This window comes from Kitasatospora sp. NPDC048286 (assembly GCF_043201735.1).
In the GTDB taxonomy this organism is placed as follows: domain Bacteria; phylum Actinomycetota; class Actinomycetes; order Streptomycetales; family Streptomycetaceae; genus Kitasatospora.
The window spans coordinates 37,676-55,335 of the sequence record NZ_JBICZE010000024.1 but is presented as its reverse complement, the minus strand read 5'-3'; the positions used below and the strand labels follow the sequence as shown (position 1 = coordinate 55,335).

Annotated in this window: 17 protein-coding genes; 11 read left to right on the top strand and 6 right to left on the bottom strand. The window is 74.2% G+C overall.

Annotation, left to right across the window (positions count from 1 at the left end; translation table 11 throughout):
* Positions 1 to 335: 335 nt before the first annotated feature.
* Both ACGF13_RS37745 and ACGF13_RS37740 read left to right on the top strand, forming a co-directional pair.
* Entirely contained in the window at positions 336 to 1,622 is a 1,287-nt protein-coding gene (locus ACGF13_RS37745) for a glycosyltransferase family 4 protein (protein WP_392883924.1), read from the top strand.
* Between the two features lie 141 nt (positions 1,623 to 1,763).
* A complete protein-coding gene (locus ACGF13_RS37740; RefSeq protein ID WP_392883969.1) occupies positions 1,764 to 2,441 on the top strand; it encodes a thiol:disulfide interchange protein DsbA/DsbL in 678 nt (225 codons plus the stop codon).
* Positions 2,442 to 2,525: 84 nt separating this feature from the next.
* On the opposite strand, the gene ACGF13_RS37735 is transcribed toward ACGF13_RS37740, so the two are convergent.
* Both ACGF13_RS37735 and ACGF13_RS37730 read right to left on the bottom strand, forming a co-directional pair.
* A complete protein-coding gene (locus ACGF13_RS37735) occupies positions 2,526 to 3,281 on the bottom strand; it encodes an SAM-dependent methyltransferase (protein ID WP_392883923.1) in 756 nt (251 codons plus the stop codon).
* A 79-nt stretch (positions 3,282 to 3,360) separates the two neighbouring features.
* Positions 3,361 to 4,509 carry a glycosyltransferase gene (locus tag ACGF13_RS37730; RefSeq protein ID WP_392883922.1) on the bottom strand — a complete coding sequence of 383 codons (1,149 nt, stop codon included), beginning with the start codon at positions 4,507 to 4,509 and terminating at the stop codon, positions 3,361 to 3,363.
* A gap of 57 nt (positions 4,510 to 4,566) precedes the next feature.
* Between ACGF13_RS37730 and ACGF13_RS37725 the strand changes: the two genes are divergently transcribed.
* Positions 4,567 to 5,337, top strand: coding sequence for a glutamate racemase (locus tag ACGF13_RS37725; protein ID WP_392883921.1), 771 nt, complete (start codon positions 4,567 to 4,569; stop codon positions 5,335 to 5,337).
* 623 nt (positions 5,338 to 5,960) lie between these two features.
* On the opposite strand, the gene ACGF13_RS37720 is transcribed toward ACGF13_RS37725, so the two are convergent.
* The gene (locus ACGF13_RS37720) at positions 5,961 to 6,968 is read right to left on the bottom strand and encodes a polysaccharide deacetylase family protein (RefSeq protein ID WP_392883920.1); all 1,008 of its coding nucleotides are present in this window, start codon (positions 6,966 to 6,968) and stop codon (positions 5,961 to 5,963) included.
* Between the two features lie 557 nt (positions 6,969 to 7,525).
* On the opposite strand from ACGF13_RS37720, the gene ACGF13_RS37715 reads away from it, so the two are divergent.
* The 3 genes from ACGF13_RS37715 (at position 7,526) to ACGF13_RS37705 (ending at position 9,129) form a co-directional block, all read left to right on the top strand.
* Positions 7,526 to 7,798 (top strand): hypothetical protein, encoded by a 273-nt coding sequence (locus tag ACGF13_RS37715; RefSeq protein ID WP_392883918.1) that lies wholly within the window; start codon positions 7,526 to 7,528, stop codon positions 7,796 to 7,798.
* 280 nt (positions 7,799 to 8,078) lie between these two features.
* Positions 8,079 to 8,630, top strand: a complete 552-nt coding sequence (locus ACGF13_RS37710; RefSeq protein ID WP_392883917.1) for a sugar transferase — start codon at positions 8,079 to 8,081, stop codon at positions 8,628 to 8,630.
* A 10-nt stretch (positions 8,631 to 8,640) separates the two neighbouring features.
* Positions 8,641 to 9,129 carry an NUDIX domain-containing protein gene (locus tag ACGF13_RS37705; RefSeq protein ID WP_355260830.1) on the top strand — a complete coding sequence of 163 codons (489 nt, stop codon included), beginning with the start codon at positions 8,641 to 8,643 and terminating at the stop codon, positions 9,127 to 9,129.
* 80 nt (positions 9,130 to 9,209) lie between these two features.
* On the opposite strand, the gene ACGF13_RS37700 is transcribed toward ACGF13_RS37705, so the two are convergent.
* Positions 9,210 to 9,749: a PTS-dependent dihydroxyacetone kinase phosphotransferase subunit DhaM gene (locus tag ACGF13_RS37700; RefSeq protein ID WP_392883915.1), complete on the bottom strand. Its 540-nt coding sequence runs from the start codon at positions 9,747 to 9,749 to the stop codon at positions 9,210 to 9,212.
* 404 nt (positions 9,750 to 10,153) lie between these two features.
* On the opposite strand from ACGF13_RS37700, the gene ACGF13_RS37695 reads away from it, so the two are divergent.
* The 4 genes from ACGF13_RS37695 (at position 10,154) to ACGF13_RS37680 (ending at position 13,461) form a co-directional block, all read left to right on the top strand.
* A complete protein-coding gene (locus tag ACGF13_RS37695) occupies positions 10,154 to 10,381 on the top strand; it encodes a DUF397 domain-containing protein (RefSeq protein WP_392883967.1) in 228 nt (75 codons plus the stop codon).
* Positions 10,382 to 11,114: 733 nt separating this feature from the next.
* Positions 11,115 to 11,609 (top strand): hypothetical protein, encoded by a 495-nt coding sequence (locus tag ACGF13_RS37690; protein WP_030058989.1) that lies wholly within the window; start codon positions 11,115 to 11,117, stop codon positions 11,607 to 11,609.
* Between the two features lie 100 nt (positions 11,610 to 11,709).
* Positions 11,710 to 11,793, top strand: coding sequence for a putative leader peptide (locus ACGF13_RS37685; protein WP_350526312.1), 84 nt, complete (start codon positions 11,710 to 11,712; stop codon positions 11,791 to 11,793).
* A gap of 168 nt (positions 11,794 to 11,961) precedes the next feature.
* Positions 11,962 to 13,461, top strand: coding sequence for an acyl-CoA dehydrogenase family protein (locus ACGF13_RS37680; protein WP_392883914.1), 1,500 nt, complete (start codon positions 11,962 to 11,964; stop codon positions 13,459 to 13,461).
* 60 nt (positions 13,462 to 13,521) lie between these two features.
* Here ACGF13_RS37680 and ACGF13_RS37675 read toward each other — a convergent pair whose 3' ends face one another.
* Entirely contained in the window at positions 13,522 to 14,529 is a 1,008-nt protein-coding gene (locus tag ACGF13_RS37675; protein WP_392883965.1) for an aminoglycoside phosphotransferase family protein, read from the bottom strand.
* 754 nt (positions 14,530 to 15,283) lie between these two features.
* Between ACGF13_RS37675 and ACGF13_RS37670 the strand changes: the two genes are divergently transcribed.
* Positions 15,284 to 16,765, top strand: a complete 1,482-nt coding sequence (locus tag ACGF13_RS37670; protein ID WP_392883912.1) for a hypothetical protein — start codon at positions 15,284 to 15,286, stop codon at positions 16,763 to 16,765.
* Between the two features lie 108 nt (positions 16,766 to 16,873).
* Here the strand turns inward: ACGF13_RS37670 and ACGF13_RS37665 are convergent, their stop codons facing one another.
* On the bottom strand, positions 16,874 to 17,431 hold the full coding sequence (locus ACGF13_RS37665; RefSeq protein ID WP_392883911.1) for a PAS domain-containing protein: 558 nt from the start codon (positions 17,429 to 17,431) through the stop codon (positions 16,874 to 16,876).
* Positions 17,432 to 17,660 lie beyond the last annotated feature (229 nt).

The following is a 17,660-nucleotide window of genomic DNA, read 5'->3' as shown; positions in this document are numbered from 1 at the left end:
CCGAACCGGGTAACGGCCGCCGGGCCCCGCCGTCACGGGCCGGGCGGGGCGGGGGCGCTCCGCGTACGGGCCTTTGGCCCGTCGAACAGCCGACCCAAGTCGACTGAGCGACGCGGCATTTGACACCGGCACACGACGATCCCGGACGGCGCCGACCCGGCGCGACGGGGTGAAACGGAGCGCGGCAGGGGGCGAGACGGGGCGCACGGCGGTCGCATCCGGCGCACGACGGCGGCCCTGTGGCGCACATCGGGTGTACAAGTGCGGGCGGATGGGCCACCATCAGGTTGCGCGAAGGGGATGTACCGGGCGGGGCACTGTGCCAAGGTCGGTCCATGCCCGACCACTCGTCGGCCGATCCGGCCGGAAACCGTCCGCGTGTCCTGCATCTGATCAGCGACTCACGCCGTGGCGGCGCACAGAACTTCGCCCGTGACCTCCACCGGGAACTGAGTCGTCGGGGGCAGTCCTCCGAACTGTGCGCCCTCGCCCCGCACCCGGCCAACCACGTCTGCCCCGCCGGGGCGGGCCGGGATTCCGGAGGTCGGGATTCCGGGCGCCGGGATCACGCAGGCTGGGGCTCCGGGAGCCAGGACTCCGCAGACCAGGGCGCGGAGTCCGCCGATCCGGCCCCTGGGTCCGCGGACTCGGCCGCCGCCGACTGCTCCGCCGCCGCCGCGCTGCGCTCCGCCGCCGTACTGGGCCCCGGCCGGCTGCACCCGAGCACCCTGCGGGCGCTGCGCGCCGCCGCGCGCGCCGCCGACGTGGTGCTCGCCCACGGCTCGGACACCCTGGCCGCCTGCGCCCTCGCGCTGGCCGGAACCCGTACGCCCTTCGTCTACGTTTCGGTCGGCCACCCGCGCTACTGGACCGCCAACCGGCTGCGCCGGGTGCGCGGCGGCGCGCTGATGCACCGCGCGGCCGCCGTCACCACCCTGACCGACGAGGCGCGCGTCGTCCTGGAGGAGCAGTTCCGGCTGCCCGAGGGCAAAGTGCACGTGATCCCCAACTCCCGTGCCGCCGAGAGCTATCCGCCCGCCGACGGCCGGGACGACCGGCGTGCCGCGCGGCACGCGCTGGGCCTGCCGGCCGACGTGCTGCTGGTCGCCTGGATCGGGGCGATAGCCCCGGAGAAGCGACTCGACCTCGCCCTCGACGTGCTCGACCGGCTGCCCGACGTCCGCCTGGCCGTCGCCGGGGACGGACCGCTGCGCGAGACGCTGGCCCGCCACCCGGCCGCCGCGCGCGCCCACTTCCTCGGCCCGCTTCCCGACCCGGCCCCGCTCTACCGGGCCGCCGACGCGCTGCTGCTGACCAGCGACAGCGAGGGCGTACCCGGTGCCCTGATCGAGGCGGCGCTGGCCGGGGTACCCGCCGTGGCCACCGACGTCGGCTGGGTGCGCGAGGTGGTCCGGGACGGGGCGACCGGCGCGCTGGTCGCCCCCGGGGACCCGCTCGCCCTCGCCGAGGCACTGGGCAAGGTGCTGGCGGTCAACCGGGCGGGCCTCGGCGCGGCGGCCCGGGCGCACGCGCTGGAACACTTCGAGCTGGGCGCCGTCGTGGACGCCTGGCAGCAACTGGTCGCCGAGGTGTGGACGGCGGGACCGGAAGGCACCCGCTGACCAGTGCCGCCACCTTGCCCCGTCAGGTGGTCCGCCCCGTCAACAGGCTTGGCGCGGGTGCGCCGTCCGGGCGAATCCGGCGCGGCCCGTACCGCGGGAACCGGCCGGTAACGGACCGCCGCCAGCACACTGCCCGGTGTGATGAACTCGAAGTCGCTGCTGCGGTCCACTGTCCTGCTCGCCGTCGCCGTGGGGATCGCCGCGTCCCCCGTCCAGGCCGGCGCTATGACCCACCAATTCCCCCACAAGGGAGCCAAGTTCGTCAGGCTCGACCACCCGCAACCGGTCCGCGACAGCACCCGGACCGAGGCGGCCGAGTTCTTCTGGTACGACTGCGGCCACTCCCAGGCGCTCGAACAGCCCTTGCAGGCCTGGGCGGAGAAGCACCGCGCCGATGTCGTGCTGCGCCGCATCCCGGCCATCTGGCCCGGTAGTCGGGAGGAGGCCGTGCAACGCGGCCACGCCCGGCTGTACTTCACGCTGGAGCGCCTCGGCCTGGTCGACCGCCTGCAGGCCGGCGCCTTCCGCGCCGTGCACAACGAGGGGCGCGACGTCACCAGCGAGGCCACCGCCACCGACTGGGCCGTGACCCAGGGCGTCGACGCCGAGGCGTTCGGCCGGGCGTACCGCTCCGCCGAGGTGACGGGGTCGGTCGACGAGGCCGCCGCCGCCTTCACCCGTTACGGCGTCGCCGAGTTGCCGACGGTCGTCATCCAGGGCGAGTACCGCACCTCGCCGACCCAGGCCGGCGGCGTCGCCGCGATGCCCGAGGTGCTCGACCAGCTGGTGCAGAAGGAGCAGGCGAAGAACCGCCACTGAGCTCTCGCGTCGACTCCCTCGCGCCGACTTCCTCGCATCGACTTTCTCGCGCCGAGCCGGAAGTGGCCGGTCACCGTGGGGCGTTCACTCGCCTCGGTCGCGGCGCAGCAGGTAGGTGACGAAGCCGAGCGTCCCCCGGTAGCCGTGGAGCCATCCGGTGCGGTGCCGGTCCGCGGCCTCGCGGGCGGCCGCCGCGCCGGGGTGGTCCGGGTGGTCCAGGGCCCACTCGGCCAGCGAGCCCGTCCAGGAGAACTCGTAGTCGTCCCACTCCTGTTCGGTGCTGACGTGCCCGAACAGCGGCGTCCAGCCGTCGGCCAGCACCCGGTCGGTGGTCGTCGCCAGATCCGCGAAGTCCTCCCGTTCCGCGCCCAGCCCGTCCAGTGCCGCCCGCGACGGTTCGCACTGCCAGAACCCCTCGCCGACCAGCAACCTCCCGCCCGGGGGCAGGAGTTCGCGGGCCGCGGCGAGCGTCGGCAGCAGACCGTCGAACGCGTGGGTGGCGCCGACGCACAGCACCAGGTCGAAGCGCTCCTTCGAGGAGAACTCCCGGGCGTCCAGGTGGTGCAGGCCGATCCGGCGGACCACGCCGAGCGCGGTGGCGACCTCCCGGGCCCGGGTCAGTGCCGCCGCGTCCAGGTCCACGCCCACCGCCCGCCAGCCCGGTCCGGCGGCCAGCGCCCGGAGCAGCCAGGCACCCTCGCCGCAGCCGAGGTCCAGCGCCAGGCCCTGCTCCGTCCCGGCCATGGCGCGGTCCAGCAGCCGGGCCACCGACTCGTCCGCCAGCGGAGCCGCGATCGGGTGACGGGCGTGGGCGAGGCGGGAGATCTGCTGACGGTCCATTCGAGCAGTATGGATCGGGGCGGCCCGCCCCGCAGCGGGTTCCGTAGGGGGGGTTCTCGGGAGGACCCCCGGGGGTTCCTCAGGCCCGGGAGTAGGTCCGGCCCTTCCACGCCGCGCCGCGGCCGCGCCAGTGCTGCACCGCCGAGTCCACCGTCATCAGCAGGTACAGCGCCGCGGTGAACGGCAGCAGCAGCACGGCCGCGGCCGGCTGCCCGTAGTACCGGACCATCGGCAGGTACGTGCCCGCCATCAGCGCCCACGCCGCCCCGCCCGCCGCGGCCACCGCGGGTGCTCCCGCCACCAGCCCGGCCACCGTCGCCACCGGCGGCACCAGGTACACCAGGGCCAGCCCCGACACCGTCCCGAGCAGCAGCAGCGGCGAGTGCCTGAGCTGGGCGTACGCGCTGCGCGACACCATCCGCCACAGCTGCTCCAGCCGCGGGTACGGGCGCACGCTGTCCACCTCGTCGGCCAGGCCGAGCCAGGTCCGACCGCCGGTGGACTTCACCGCCCGGGCCAGCGACACGTCGTCGATCACCGCACCGCGGATCGCCGCCACCCCGCCCGCCCGCTCCAGCGCCTCGCGCCGCACCAGCGAGCAGCCGCCGGCCGCGGCCGCCGTCCGGGCGCCCGGACGGTTGCTCCGGCGGAACGGGTACAGCTGGGCGAAGAAGTACACGAAGGCCGGCACGATCAGCCGCTCCCAGCCGGTCTCCACCCGCAGCCGGGCCATCTGGGACACCAGGTCCAGCCCGTTGCTCTCGGCGGCGGCCACCAGCTCGGCCAGCGAATCCGGGCCGTGCGCGATGTCGGCGTCCGTCAGCAGCAGGTACTCGACGTCCGGACCGGCCAGGGCCACGCCGTGCCGCAGCGCCCACAGCTTGCCGGTCCAGCCCGGCGGCAGCGGGGGAGGGGAGGTGACGGTCAGCTCCAGGCCGTCGATCGTCCGCAGCTCCGCCGCGAGTGCGCCGGTGCCGTCCGAACTGTGGTCGTCGACCAGGATCACCCGGGCCCGCCCCGGGTACTTCTGCGCGAGCAGCGTCGGCAGGCTCACCGGGAGCACCGACGCCTCGTCCCGGGCCGGCACCACGATCGCCGCCTGCGGCCAGCGGACCGGCGGGCGGCGCGGCGGCAGTCGAACGTCCGTGCGCCAGAACGAGCCGTGGCAGCACGCCAGCCAGAGCCAGACCAGCAGGGAGAACGCGGCGATCCACAGCAGGACGGTCACCCCGGCAGTCTGCCGCAGAACGGGGCCCGGCGGGCGGATCGACTAAAGTCTTGACCCGTGAAGATCGCACTGATGGACTCCGGAATCGGCCTGCTGGCCGCCGCCGCCGCCCTTCGGAAGCTGCGCCCGGACGTGGATCTGGTGCTCTCTTCCAACCCGGCCTCGATGCCGTGGGGGCCTCGTACACCGGAAGAGGTCACCGAGCTGGCCCTCGGCTGCTGCCGGGCCGCCGCCGCCCTCGAGCCCGACGCGCTGGTGATCGCCTGCAACACCGCGTCCGTCCACGCGCTCGCCACCCTGCGGGACGAACTGGAGCCCGGGCTGCCGGTCATCGGCACCGTCCCGGCGATCAAGCCCGCCGCCGCGCGGGGTGGTCGGGTCGCCATCTGGGCCACCCCGGCCACCACCGGAAGCGCCTACCAGCGCGGGCTGATCCGCGACTTCGGCGGTTCGGCGGACATCACCGAGGTCGCCTGCCCGGGCCTCGCGGACGCTGTCGAGCACGGCGACGACGAGGCCGTCACGGCCGCCATCGCCGACGCCGCCTCCCGCACGCCGGCCGGTACCGACGTGATCGTGCTCGGCTGCACCCACTACGAACTCGTCGACGACCGCATCCGCGCCGCCGTGGCCCCGACCGCCTCCCCGGCGCTCACCCTGTACGGGTCCGCCGACGCCGTCGCCGCCCAGGCCCTCCGCCGCGTCGCCGACCCCACCCGAACCGGCACCGGTACCCTCACCGTCCTCCACGCCGGCGCCCCCGCCACCCTCCCCCCGGCCGCCGCCCTCTACCCCCAGGGCAGCACCCTCGCCACCCTCATCGGCTGACCCGCCACAGAGGCCGACCAGCACGGGAAGTCGGCCCGACCGACTTCCCACGCCGAGTGCCCACCGCACCCGGCCCCTCGGTGGCGGCACGCGCGGGAAGTCGACTTGGCCGACTTCTCATGCGGCGTCTGCCCTCTCGGGGAAGTCTCTACGCGCATAGATTCGCCGCTTGCGGGCCCAGTTGTGCTGGTGTTGCACGGGAAGTCGACCTGTCCGACTTTCCGTGCGACCTGTGTGGTCCCCACCTCGCCCTGCATTGAACGACTGCCGCGCATGGGCCGTCGGTGCTGGCGTGCGCGAGAAGTCGACCTGGCCGACGTCTCGTGTGTCCGCCTGTGGGTCTGGTTTCTGGGGCGCTCTGGTTTCTCCAAAGGCCTGGGTTGTGATTGGTGGGCGCAGGAAGTCGACCCGGCCGACTTCTTGTGCGGGGGCCGGTGGATGGGCAATCGCGGCAGTGTCGACTTTTCGTGCGTGGTTGGTGCTCCGGCATTCCTGGTGGCAGGAGGGGGCTCGAGAAGTCCCCTGGTGCTGGGGGGAGGGGATCTACTTGCCGGCGGATCAGCCCGTGTGGTGCGCACAGGAAGTCGACCGGGTCGACTTCCTGTGCGGCGCGGGTGGGGTCGTCAGGCGACGGCTTGGCGACGCCAGCGGCGGTAGGCGGGTTCCAGGCCGGAGAGGATCGTGTCGAAGCGGCGGGTGCTGGTGGTGGAGTCGACCTGGAGGCGGCTGATCTGGAGGGGGTGTGAGGGGAGGCGGGGGCCCAGTCGGTGGTCGGAGAGGAATCCGAGGCGGTAGCCGAGTTCCTGCAGGACGGTTTCAGCGCGGACGTCGTGGCCGCCGTCCGGGTAGGCGAAGGCGATCGGCGGTTCGCCCAGCCAGCGGGTGAGGGCCTCGTGGGCGCCGGTGATCTCGGTGCGCACGGTGTCGTCGTCGCAGCGCCCGAGGCAGGGGTGCCCCTGGGTGTGGTTGCCGATCGCGACGCCTCCGTCCCGCAGGGCGAGCAGGTCGGCCGGGGTCAGCTGTTCCTGTCGGGGCGGCCGGCGGTCGGCGCTGACCCGTAGCTCGTGCAGGCTGCGCCGGCGGTCCGGGTCCGGCATGGCCTTGAGTCGCGGGAGCAGCTGGGAGGGGTGTCCGCAGTCGAGCGAGCGGGCCCGGCCCCCGTGCCGGGCGAGGAAGTCGGCCTCGTGCCACCAGAACGGCCGTTCGGTGCCGATGAGTTCCGAGATGACGAACGCGGTGGCCGGAATCCCCCGGGCGTCGAGGGCCGGCAGGGCGTGGGTGAGCACGCTCCGGTCGGCGTCGTCGAAGGTGACCAGGACGCTCCGGGGAGGCAGGGGCCGCCGCTCGGTCACGGCCTGGAGGACCGCGCCGAGCGAGACGGGTGTGGCGAGCCGCTGGAGACGGTCGAGCTGGGCGCCGAAGGAGCGGTGGTCGGTCACCCCGTGGTACGCGAGTACGGCCAGCCGTTGGGCGGCCCGGGCCCGGAACAGCGGCTGGACGGGGGCGAACCGCAGCCATTCGCCCCGAGCGTCCTGCTGTTCCGTGTCGACGGCTGTCCGGTGGCGGCCCCCGCCGTCCCGGCGCGCGCTGTCCCGATGCGTGCCGTCCCCGTGCACGCCGTCCCCGTGCACGCCGTCCCGGTGCGCGCCGTGGCGATGCTCGCCGTGAAGACGCTCGCTGTGTGGATGCCCTCCGCGCGGATGCCCGCCGTGCGGGCGGTCCGCCGTGCAGGCGACGGGTGGAGGCAGCGCGCGCACGCCGGGTGCCGGCCGGGCGCGGGCCGTGGAGATCGATGTAGTGGACTGGGACTGCGGCACGGTTCCCCCTCGTTCGCCGAGCGGCGTGGCGGTACCGCCGGAGGACGGAGCCCGGCCTCCGACTCCAGGGGCGGCGGCTCCGCTCCTGGACTTTCCTGTTCTCGGTGGGGGGTTCACACCCGTCCCCCGAACGGCTCCTGGATCACTCAATGCCATTGAGACCGCTGCGTCGGACGGATGGTTGTGCCGGGGGGACGAGGATTTTTCGTGGACTGATTGTGGAGCTGGAATGCCCGTGCAGACGTCTCGGACACACTTCGCGGTGGCCCCGGCGAGCCCCTGACCTGCCCGAATCCTCCGGTCGCACAGCGCGTTCGAATGATCACTCCCTGCGGGCTGCCGCCCGCGCCGCCCCGGGGTACCTTGGGCTCATGGCAGATGCGGACCGTGACCCCTTCCACCTTCACGGGGCCTCCCGGATGGCTCGCGCGTGCAGTGGCGGAGCCCTGGTCACCCACCAGCTCCCGTTGACCCTGGTGGGCCTGGCCTGCCTGGCGCTCGGTATCGTCGTGGCCGTGTTCGTGCCGGACAGTGACGGGCCGGCCTGGGCGATGGCGGTGGCCGGCTGCCTGGCCGCCGGAGTCCTGCTGCTCGGCCGGATCGCCTTCGGCGTGTTGCGTGACCGGCGCCGCGCCGCGCTCTGAGAACACCCCGGCCGGGTACCGGCCGTTCGGTGGGCGAGTTCCCCCGGCCGTCGCCCCCACCTCGTAGCGTCGATCGCCCTCGGCATTCCGAAACGGCGGATCGAGCGAAATTGGTCAGACCGACTGAATATCGTCCAGTCGGACAATCGTGGACCCTCTTCTTTCCCCATTCCCGGAACGGCGGCCACGTCCCGCCTCTACTGTGAATGCGTTCTTCCGGCTCGAGGCGCCGCGGAGGGGGAGCGATGGGCGGTAGACCGGACCGTGCCGTGGCCACCTCATGAGACGCGTCGGCGACCTCGCCGTCATCGCCCTGGCCGCGATCGTCGCGCTGCCGCTGGCCCTGCTGATCGCCGTCCTGCTCCGCCGCACCACCGGCGGCCGGGTCCTCCAGCGGCAGACCAGGACCGGCCGGCACGGCCGCGAGTTCCAGATCCTGCGCTTCCGGACCGACGGGGACGACCGGCTCGCCGTCCTGCTGCGCCGCACGGGCCTGGACGAGCTGCCGCGGCTGTGGAACGTGGCGCGCGGCGAGATGGGGGTCATCGGGCCGCGGCCGGCCGGCCCCGAGCAGGTGGTGCGCTACTCCCGCCGCGAGCGCGGCCGACTCGCGGTCCGGCCCGGCCTCACCGGCTGGGCCCAGCTGCACGCGCTGAGCCGCAGCCGGACGCCCCGTCCGCTCAGCCGCCCCGAGTGGGCCGAGCTCGACCTCTGGTACGTGGAGCACCGCTCGCTCGGGCTCGACCTGCACATCCTCGGGCTCACCGTGCTCGCCCTGCTGCGGCCCGACACCGACCGGGCGCTCCGGGTCGGCCCTGAACCGCCCCGCTAGGCTGCGCCCCATGGCCATTCCCCCCTTCCTCGCCGAACTCCGCGCAGTCGTGGGCACCCGTCCGCTCTGGCTGAGCGCCGTCGTCGCCGTCGTGCTGGACGACCGTGACCGGGTGCTGCTCGCCCGCCGAGCCGACGACGGCCGATGGGCTCCGGTCGGCGGCATCCTCGACCCCGGCGAGCAGCCCGCCGACGGCGTGGTGCGCGAGTGCGAGGAGGAGACCGGGGTGGTGGTCGTGCCCGAGCTGCTCGCCTCCGTCACGGTCTCGCCGCAGGTCACGTACCCGAACGGCGATGTGACGCAGTACCTGGTGCTGACCTTCCGCTGCCGCGCGGTCGGCGGTGAGGCGCGGGTGAACGACGACGAGTCGCTGGAGGTCGGCTGGTTCGGGCTGGACGAGCTGCCGCCGATGATCGAGAGCGAGCACGAGCGGCTGCGCCACGCGCTGGAGTGCGAGGGCCCGGCGGTCTTCACCTGGGAGGGCAAGGAGCGCCCCTGAGCCCGCGCCCCGCGCCACATCTGCCACACCTGCCCGCCCACGGCCGAGCCCGCCCACACCCCCGAGCCCGCCCACGCCGTTCAGCCCTTGTACTGCCGGTAGGCCTCCTCCGCCGCGTCCAGCACCGCGGCCAGGTCCCCGCCCGCGGTGGCGGTCGCGGCGGCGGCCACCGCGCCCTCGACGAACGGCGCGTTGGCGAACCGGACCGGGAACGGCAGCCCGTGCTCGTCCGCCTCGGACAGCAGCGCGCGGACGGTGGTGACCGCCCGGCCCAGGTCCGCGAGCACCACCACGCCGTGGCCCTGGTCCACCCGGCGGGTCGCGGCGGCGACCAGGACCGCGCTGATGCCCGGCCCGTCCGACGGGTCGCCGCCGGTCGCCGCGATCGGCGCGGGGGAGTCGGATCCGGTCAACACCAGCGCGAGGGAGCGTACGGCGGTGGCCAGTTCCTGGCTGTGCGAGACCAGGACGATCCCGACCCGTCCGTGCGCGGCGGGCCGGGCGGGGGTCGGCCGGGGCAGCGGGGTGCGCGAGGGGGGCGTACGCGGTGCCGGGGGATGGGCCGAGGGGGCGTCGGAGATGGGGATGACGTCGGCGCGGGTGCCGTCCCGGCGGCTCATCGGCTGCTCCCTTGAGCGGATCGGTGGGTGGAACGTTCGGGCCGTCAGACAGCTCGGACCATCAGACAAAGCGTTCGAATCCAGTATTCGGGCCCGACGGCTCGGTGGGACAGCACGGCGGCGGCCCGGCCTCCGTGGAGCCGCCGACGGCCTCCGGGTTCCCCGGGGCCCCGGGCCGGGAAGGCCGTCGGGCAGCGCCCTGGCAGCACTCTGGCAGCTGCCCGCCGCCCCCGCCGGTCGGGACACGCCTCGACCCCTCCTCCGGCCGTGCCCGTCCCCGCTCGGGGGAGTCCTCGTCAACCCGCTGACCGGGGCCGGGCGGTGTGGCTAGGCTGGCTCCGGAATGCCGTCGGGAGGAGATCGGTCAAGTGGGATCCAACAGCGGGACGGACACGGAGGCCGGCGTGGCGCAGCCGGAGCTGGCGCGGAACGGGAAGCCCAAGGTGGACTTCACCGGCGCGGAGTGGCTGTGCAGCAGTCAGGGCGTCGGGGACGTGCAGATCGCCTTCGTGGACGGGTACATCGGGATGCGGGACGGCCGCCAGGAGAACGGGCCGGTCCTGGTCTTCACACCGGGCGAGTGGCGGGCCTTCGTGCTCGGCGCCCGGGACGGCGAGTTCGACCTCACCTGAGGCGGCGCGCCGGGCCGTTCACGGCGGGAGCGGACCCCCGACCGACGGGGGTCCGCTCCGCAGGCGATCTTTCGGGTCCGAACATCACAAGTGATGATCCATTGAGCGTGCCACGTCATAATTTCTGTTGACTGTTAGACAAACGCAGCTCAGAGTAAGAGCACAGGCAGACGCCGTGCCCACCGCCCCCACGCGGCCAGACACGGCGCCTGCTGTGCGGCCCGGCAGTTGCCAGGCCATCCTCCCAGTCATCCCCTGCGCACCGGGGGTGCGTCGGCCGGTCCCGGCCCCACGATGAGGCCGGCAGTCGCTGGGAGGTTTGGCGCCGAAGCCGAGAGCGACTCGGATAACGGCACCGGTGCTCGGGACCCGCACGCCCCCACGCGGCGGCGTCCCGAGCAGATCCACGGGAGCGACGGGCCGGGGCCCCGCGGATCTGGCTTGTGGTGCATGGAACTGTTGGCTTGTGTTTGTGCTGTGTGCGACGACGAAGCTGGGTGCTCGGCAGTTCTGCACGACAAGTGCACGGTGAGGGAAACGCGTGTAGGGCCGCGTTGCGACATGCCGTCCCCCCGGAGGGTGAAACCCGGAACGGCTGTCGTGCTGAACCGAACGTAGCCCGGACGGTTGCTCAGAGTCAACATTGGTCTCTGAGCGTCGATCTCCCGGCCGCCCCTCGGCGGTGCCCCACCCACCTCGCGAGCGTGGTGTGCCGGGCACGTACGATGTTCCCATGTCTTTTCTCCGCCGTCGCTCCGGACAGCCCGCCGGCCCGGACTTCGACGTGCTCGCGATGGACCCGGGCGACTGGCCCGGTGACTTCGGTGCGGCCATGATGACCGGCCCGGACGGCTCCTGCCAGGGGATTTTCCTGCGCTACGACCTGTTCGGCGGCAGAGGCCCGGCGATGTTCATCGGCAACCTCCCCGAGGGTTCGCCCGCCCGGGAGACCGGCGACGACGTGCCGTTCGAGGTGCGTCAGCTGCTCGCGGCGCTGGAGAACGACGAGCCGGTCGAGTTCGTCTCGGCCGAGGACTTCCCGGTCATGCTCGGGGACGACCTGCTGATCGTGAAGAAGGTCAAGGTCAGCGAGGAACGCGTGTTCTGCGCCCAGTTCGGCCGCAGCGACGGCGTCCTGGTCACCATCGCCTCCTGGGACCGACCGATTTCGGACGACCTGTATCAGCTGCTGAAGCCGCTCCCGGCGGACATGTTCCAGCAGGGCTGATCCCGGCGGAGCCGCCCGGCTCCAGCCGACTCCGACCGTCTCCGCCCGGGGGCCGGACGCCGCTTGACGGTATCGATCAACGGTTCGTACAGTCGCGAACATGCCGTGCCGTCTTCCGCTGCTGACCCGTCGCAGGCATCTGGACCTGCGGCGGACCGCCAGCGCGGCGTGTCCGGGCCGCTGAGGGGGATTCCTCCCCCGGCGGCGGGTGGTCGGCCGGGTTGTCCGGTCGGCGCCGAGACCAGGGGCGGCCGTGAGTCGGCCTCCGGGGCCGCCGATCGGTACCGCGCGCCCGTACGGCGTGCCGCCCGCATTCGCCGAGCCCACGCTGCCCGCCCGGAGGCACAGCACCATGACGACCCGCGCCGCCAACCGTTCGACCGCCGATCGTTCGTCCGGGGACCGCGTGTCCGCCGACGGCCGCTCCACCGAGGACTGCTCCGCCGACGACCGTTCGCCCGGGAGCGCTCCGGCCACGACGGCCTCCGCCGGGCGCCGCTCCCGGACCGCCGCTCCGTCGGCGGATTCCGACCGGTCCGAATCCGGCCATCTCGAATTCACCGGTTCCACACCCACCCGTTCCGCATCCGCCGGTTCCGCGTCCGCCGGCACCGCCGACCGCGCGCCCGACCGCACCGCGATCCGGACCGCCCTCGCCGGGCTGCCCCGGGTGGTCGACCTGCTGGCGGCCCGCGCCGAGGAGCACGACCGCGACGCGACCTTCCCGTACCAGGGGATCGAGGCGGTCCACGAGGCCGGACTGCTCACCCTCACCGTCTCCGCGCGGTACGGCGGTCCGGGCGGAACGCTCGCCGACACCGTCCGGGTGCTCTCCCAACTCGGCCGCGGGGACGCCTCGGTGGCCGTGGTCACCGCCTTCACCCTGCTCCGGCACGCCGAGCAGGCCCGTCGCGCCGACTGGCCGACGGCCGGCTACCGGCGGCTGCTCGCCGAGTCCCGGCGCGGCCCGGTCCTGGTCAACACACTGCGGGCCGAGCCCGGCACCGGGGTGGGTGAACTGCCCGCGACGGTCGCCCGCCGGGACGGTGACGACTGGCTGCTGACGGGCCGTAAGACCTACTGCGCCGGCGCCGAGGCGCTCGCCTGGATGGCGGTCACCGCACGGACCGACGACGAGGAGCCGAGGATCGGCACCTTCCTGGTCCGCGGCGAGAGCGAGGGTCTGGAGATCGACCCGACCTGGGACCAGCTCGGCCTGCGGGCCAGCGCCAGTCACGACGTCGTGCTGGACGAGGTCCGGGTGCCGGGCGACCTCGCGCTCGGCCTGACGGCCGGTCGCCGGACGGGCCGTCAGGGAGCCGGTGCCGGGGTCGAATCGTCCCGGGCCTCCGAAGCGTCCCGAGTCTCCGAAGCGTCCGAGCCCTCCGAGGCCGAACTCTCCCGCGCCTGGCACGACCTGGCCCTCTCCGCGGTGGCGATCGGCGTCGCCCGGGCCGCCGAGGCCTGGCTGATCCGCTTCCTCAGCCAGCGCACCCCGGCCAACCTGACCGAGCCGCTCGGCACCCTGCCCCGCTACCGGACCGCCCTCGGCGAGATCGAGGCCCAGCTGATCGGTGCCGAGGAACTGGTCGAGGGCCTGGCCCCCCGGGTGGACCGGGGCGAGCCGGAGGCCGTCGCCCGCACCGGACCGGCCCACCTGCTGGCCACCCGGGCCGCGACGGCGGTGGTCCAGCAGGCCGTCGCCCTCACCGGCAGCCCCGGCCTGAGCCGGCGCCACCCGCTGGAGCGCTACCTGCGGGACGTGCTCAGCAGCCGGGTGCACCTGGCGCCGGACGAGACCGTGCTGGAGGCCGCCGGCCGGGCCGCCCTGGAACGGGGCGCCCGGCCGTGAGACCCTGAGCCGCGGGACCGTCGTCGGACCCCCGTGGCTCAGCGGGGGTTCGACCGTGGCTCAGCGGGTCCCGACCGCGGCGCGGACGGCGCGGCGGGCGAGCGCCGCGTCGTCGTAGAGCCGGCGGATCATGATCCGCTGCTCCTCGCCGGCGCCCGGCACGTCGTACAGCCGGATCTCCCGCATCAGCACCAGCACCAGGTTCACCAGGAAGGCGTCCCGGGCCATCGTGCCGCCGCTCTGGGCGAGTTGGCTGATCTGGCGGCGTGCCGCGGTGTCCCCGGACAGGACGCTCCAGAGCACCGCCAGGTCGTAGCCGGGCAGGTACCAGCCGGCCTGCTCCCAGTCGACCAGCACCGGTCCTGACGGCGCCAGCAGCATGTTGCTGAGCAGGGCGTCGCCGTGGCAGAGCTGGAGCGGGGTGTTGCCGAGGCCGTGCAGCAGGCCGCGCAGGTCGCCGGCGTCCCGGTCGGTGAGCTGGCCCACCGAGTGGTAGCGGGCGATCTCCAACTGGTAGTCCAGGCGCGGCTGGAAGACGTCGGTCGGTGGCCGCCACAGGTTGAGCGTGCGGACCGCGGTGAGCAGTGCCCGCACCTCGCCCGGGGTGGGCGCGTTGACCGGGTGGCGCTCGCGGGCCGCCGGGCGCCCCGGGACGCGCTCCATGACCAGCACGCACCGGTCGTGGTCGGCCGCCACCAGCCGGGGTAGCCGCACCGGCGGACGGTGCCGGACGAACGCCCGGTAGACCGCCACCTCGTGGTGGAAGTCGGCCACCAACTGCTCGAAGTACTCACTCCGCACCGCCTGCGGCGCCAGGCACTTGGCGACCACCGGAGCCCGCCCGATGGTGCCCGCCACCAGGATGTGGCGGCTGCCCTCGCGCAGGACCTGGCGCGGGGTGAACGCGGGACATATCCGCGCGACACTGGCGAGCGCCGCCCGGACCGCCGGGGTCTGGAGCGCCGAGGGGTCGATCCGCTCCGGGCCGCCGGGCTGGATGGGCCGTCGGGCCCGCAGCACCTGGCCGTCGGCCTGCCGGGCCAGCGGCATCCGGCCACCGGCCGGCATGCCCGTGTCGGGGCCGCGCAGGCCCAGCGCGGTGCGGCCGGCGGGGCCCAGCGCCGTACGGCCGGTCGGGACGACCCGGGTGTCCGTGGCCCGGCCCTCGGTGCCGCGCGGAGCCGATGGGCGACTCGCCGGGGGCACCACCCTGGGGCCGGTGCGGCCGGCGGCTGCGGCGGGGGGGCGCAGCGCGGGGCGGGCCGCGGTGGGCGTGGGGGTCGTCGCTGAGGAGTACATGGGCTGAGGGTGGTCCCTTCCGGTCCGTCGGCGGGTGCTGCCCCGCGGGGGCGGGGGAGGGCCGGTGCCGTGTGCTTCCTGGCGTGACGGCGGCCCTGCGGGTGGTGCGGTACGTCGTGGGGTGCGGTGCTTCACGCGTACGTCGTGCGGTGCGGTGGGTGGTGCGCGGGCGCCGGGCACGGACGCGGGGTGGGAACCCCTGTTCGGCGGTGTTGTTCCGGCCGTCCGCACCCTGGGGAATGCGGTCGGCCGGACTGCCGTGGCCGTGCCCGGCGCTCCCGCGCCACCCGGCCGCGCCACCCCCTCGGGTGAGGACCGGGAGCGCCCCGTGCCACCGTCGGGGGACAGTCCCGACGCTGGTGGGACGCCGCCCGACCCGGGGGGCGAGGTGGCGCACCCCTACAACACACCCGTCGGGCACTGGCTTTGTAGTCTGGCGGGCCCTGGCGAACGGTGGCGAATGCTCGCCCGGTGCTCGCCGGAGCCTCTAGCCTCGGATCAGCCGAGGAACCTGGGGGCTTCGTTGAGTAGGGAACCCAACACCCGACTGGCCGATCTGTTCGTCCTGACCGGATGGTCGAAGGGCGAGCTGGCGCGGCTGGTCAACCGTCGGGGTGCCGCGATGGGGCAGCTGCAGCTGTCCACCGACACGTCGAGGGTACGGCGTTGGATCGAGCAGGGGGAGATCCCGCGCGATCCGGTGCCGAGGGTGCTGGCGGCCGTGTTCACGGAGCGGCTCGGACGTGTCGTCACCACTGAGGACCTCGGTCTGGAACGACACCGGCCCACCAGGTCCGGGGCGGACGCGTCCGCAGCAGTGCCATGGTCGCCGGATCGAACAGCCGCGGTCCTCACCGAGTTCACGGGAATGGACCTCATGCTGAACCGACGTGGATTGGTGGGTGCCGGAGCGGCGCTCACGGCCGGGGCGGTCATCGCCGACTCGCTGAAGGGCTGGTTGTCCGGGGACGCGGTCGCGTACGCGGCCTCCGTCCCCGGGCCACGACAGGTGGTCACCGGGAGCGGAGTGCACCCGGCGGTGGACGTGTACGACGCGGGCCCGGTCGGGCTCGACGAGGTGGAGTCGCTGGAGCACTCGGTACAGGTGTTCCGGGCCTGGGACGCGGCCCGCGGCGGCGGCTTGCAGCGCAAGGCGGTGGTCGGTCAACTGAACGAGGTCGGCGGCCTGTTGACACACCGGCACGCACCCGCCGTGGAGCAGCGGTTGTGGCTGGTCGCGGCCAACCTGGCGGTGCTGGCGGGCTGGATGTCGCACGACGTGGGCCTGGAGCCCACCGCCCAGAAGTACTTCATGATCGCGGCCGACGCGGCCAAGGAGGCCGGCGACCGGCCGAGGGCCGGCGAGGCGATCTCCCGGGCCGCACGGCAGATGGTGCACCTGGGCCGGGCCGACGACGCGCTCGAACTGATGGCGGCGGCCAAGGCGACCGGTGGGCGGCCGGCGCCCGGAACGCGCGCCATGCTCAACACCGTCGAGGCGTGGGCGCACGCCTCGATCGGGCACTCCCAGGACACCTACCGGCTGCTCGGGGAGGCCGAGGAGCTGTTCGGCGAGGAGGCGCCGGAGCCACCGCCCTCGTGGATGCAGGTGTTCGACGAGGCGGAACTGCGCGGCATGCAGGCCCTGGTGCTGCGCACGCTCTCCGAGCACGACCCGGGGGCGGCTCCCGAGGCCCGTCGGCACGCGGAGCGGGTGATCACGCTGCGGGAGGGCACCGGGCAGTTGCGGTCGGCGCTGTTCGACCGGATCACCCTGGCCTCGGTGCACCTGATCACCGGCGAGCCGGACGCGGCGCAGTTCCAGGCCAAGATGGTGATGAACCTGATCGGCCAGAACTCCTCGCACCGGACCTGGGACCGGCTGCGCGAGATGTACCGGCTGACCGCGCAGTACCGGGGGCTGCCGGTGGTGGACGAGCTGCGGGAGGAACTGGGCCGGGCGCTGCGGACGGCGGACGCCAAGAACCGGCCGCGGCTGACCTGACGGGCCGACGGGGGAGCCCCGGGCGTGCGGGCCCGGGAGCGAGTGGCTCCGGGGGTGCCTGCCTGGGGGGTGCGTGCCCGGGGGTGCTGCCCGGGACGGGGCGTCGGCTCAGGCCGGCGGGGCCGGGCGGAGCAGCATGTACAGCGCGACGACGGTGCCGTCCGTGCCGAGGACGGGCTCGCCCGCGCACTCGACGCCGTCGTGCCGCCCGTCGGGGCGGCGGATCCGCAGGGTGCCGGCGGCGTGGCGGCCGTGCACCAGGGCGTCGGTCATCATCCGCCGCAGCAGCGGCCGGTCCGCCTCGGGGAGGCGGTCGGGCAGCCGGTCGAGGCTGAGCGGGCCGTGGGCCGGATCGCAGCCGAGGAGGAGGTACGTCTCCTGGCTCCAGCGGACCCCGTCGGTCAGCAGGTCCCATTCGGCGGAGCCGAGCAGGCCGTCGTCGATCCCGTGGTGGTCGCCGCCGTCGCCGAGGTACGGGCCGGACGGCTCCTGTGCCGTGCCGTCCACTCTGCCGTCCGTTCCGCTGTCGGTGTCACCCGTGCCGTCGCCGCCGCCCGCGTCGGCCGCGGTGCCGCGGCCGACGACCGGCGCGCCGCTCCCGCCCGTCGGGGCGCCGTCCACCGCGGCGGCTCCCGGCGGGCGGGTGGCGCCTAAGGGCATGGTCATGGCGGACCCATCGCTCGGGTGCGGCCCGCGGCGGGCGGGTCGTTCGGACAGTGAGGAAACTGTCGCACAGCGTCGTCACCCGTGTGGGCGATTTGGACAGAACGCAGGCAAAGTTCCTCTGGCATATGCCACTGTGGCCGGAGCCTCCGTCGCCCTGTGTGCGGAAGAGGTCCCGAGGCGGTAACCTTCGGTGATTCCGGCGCCCGGGCGCCCACCGCAGTACCGACCA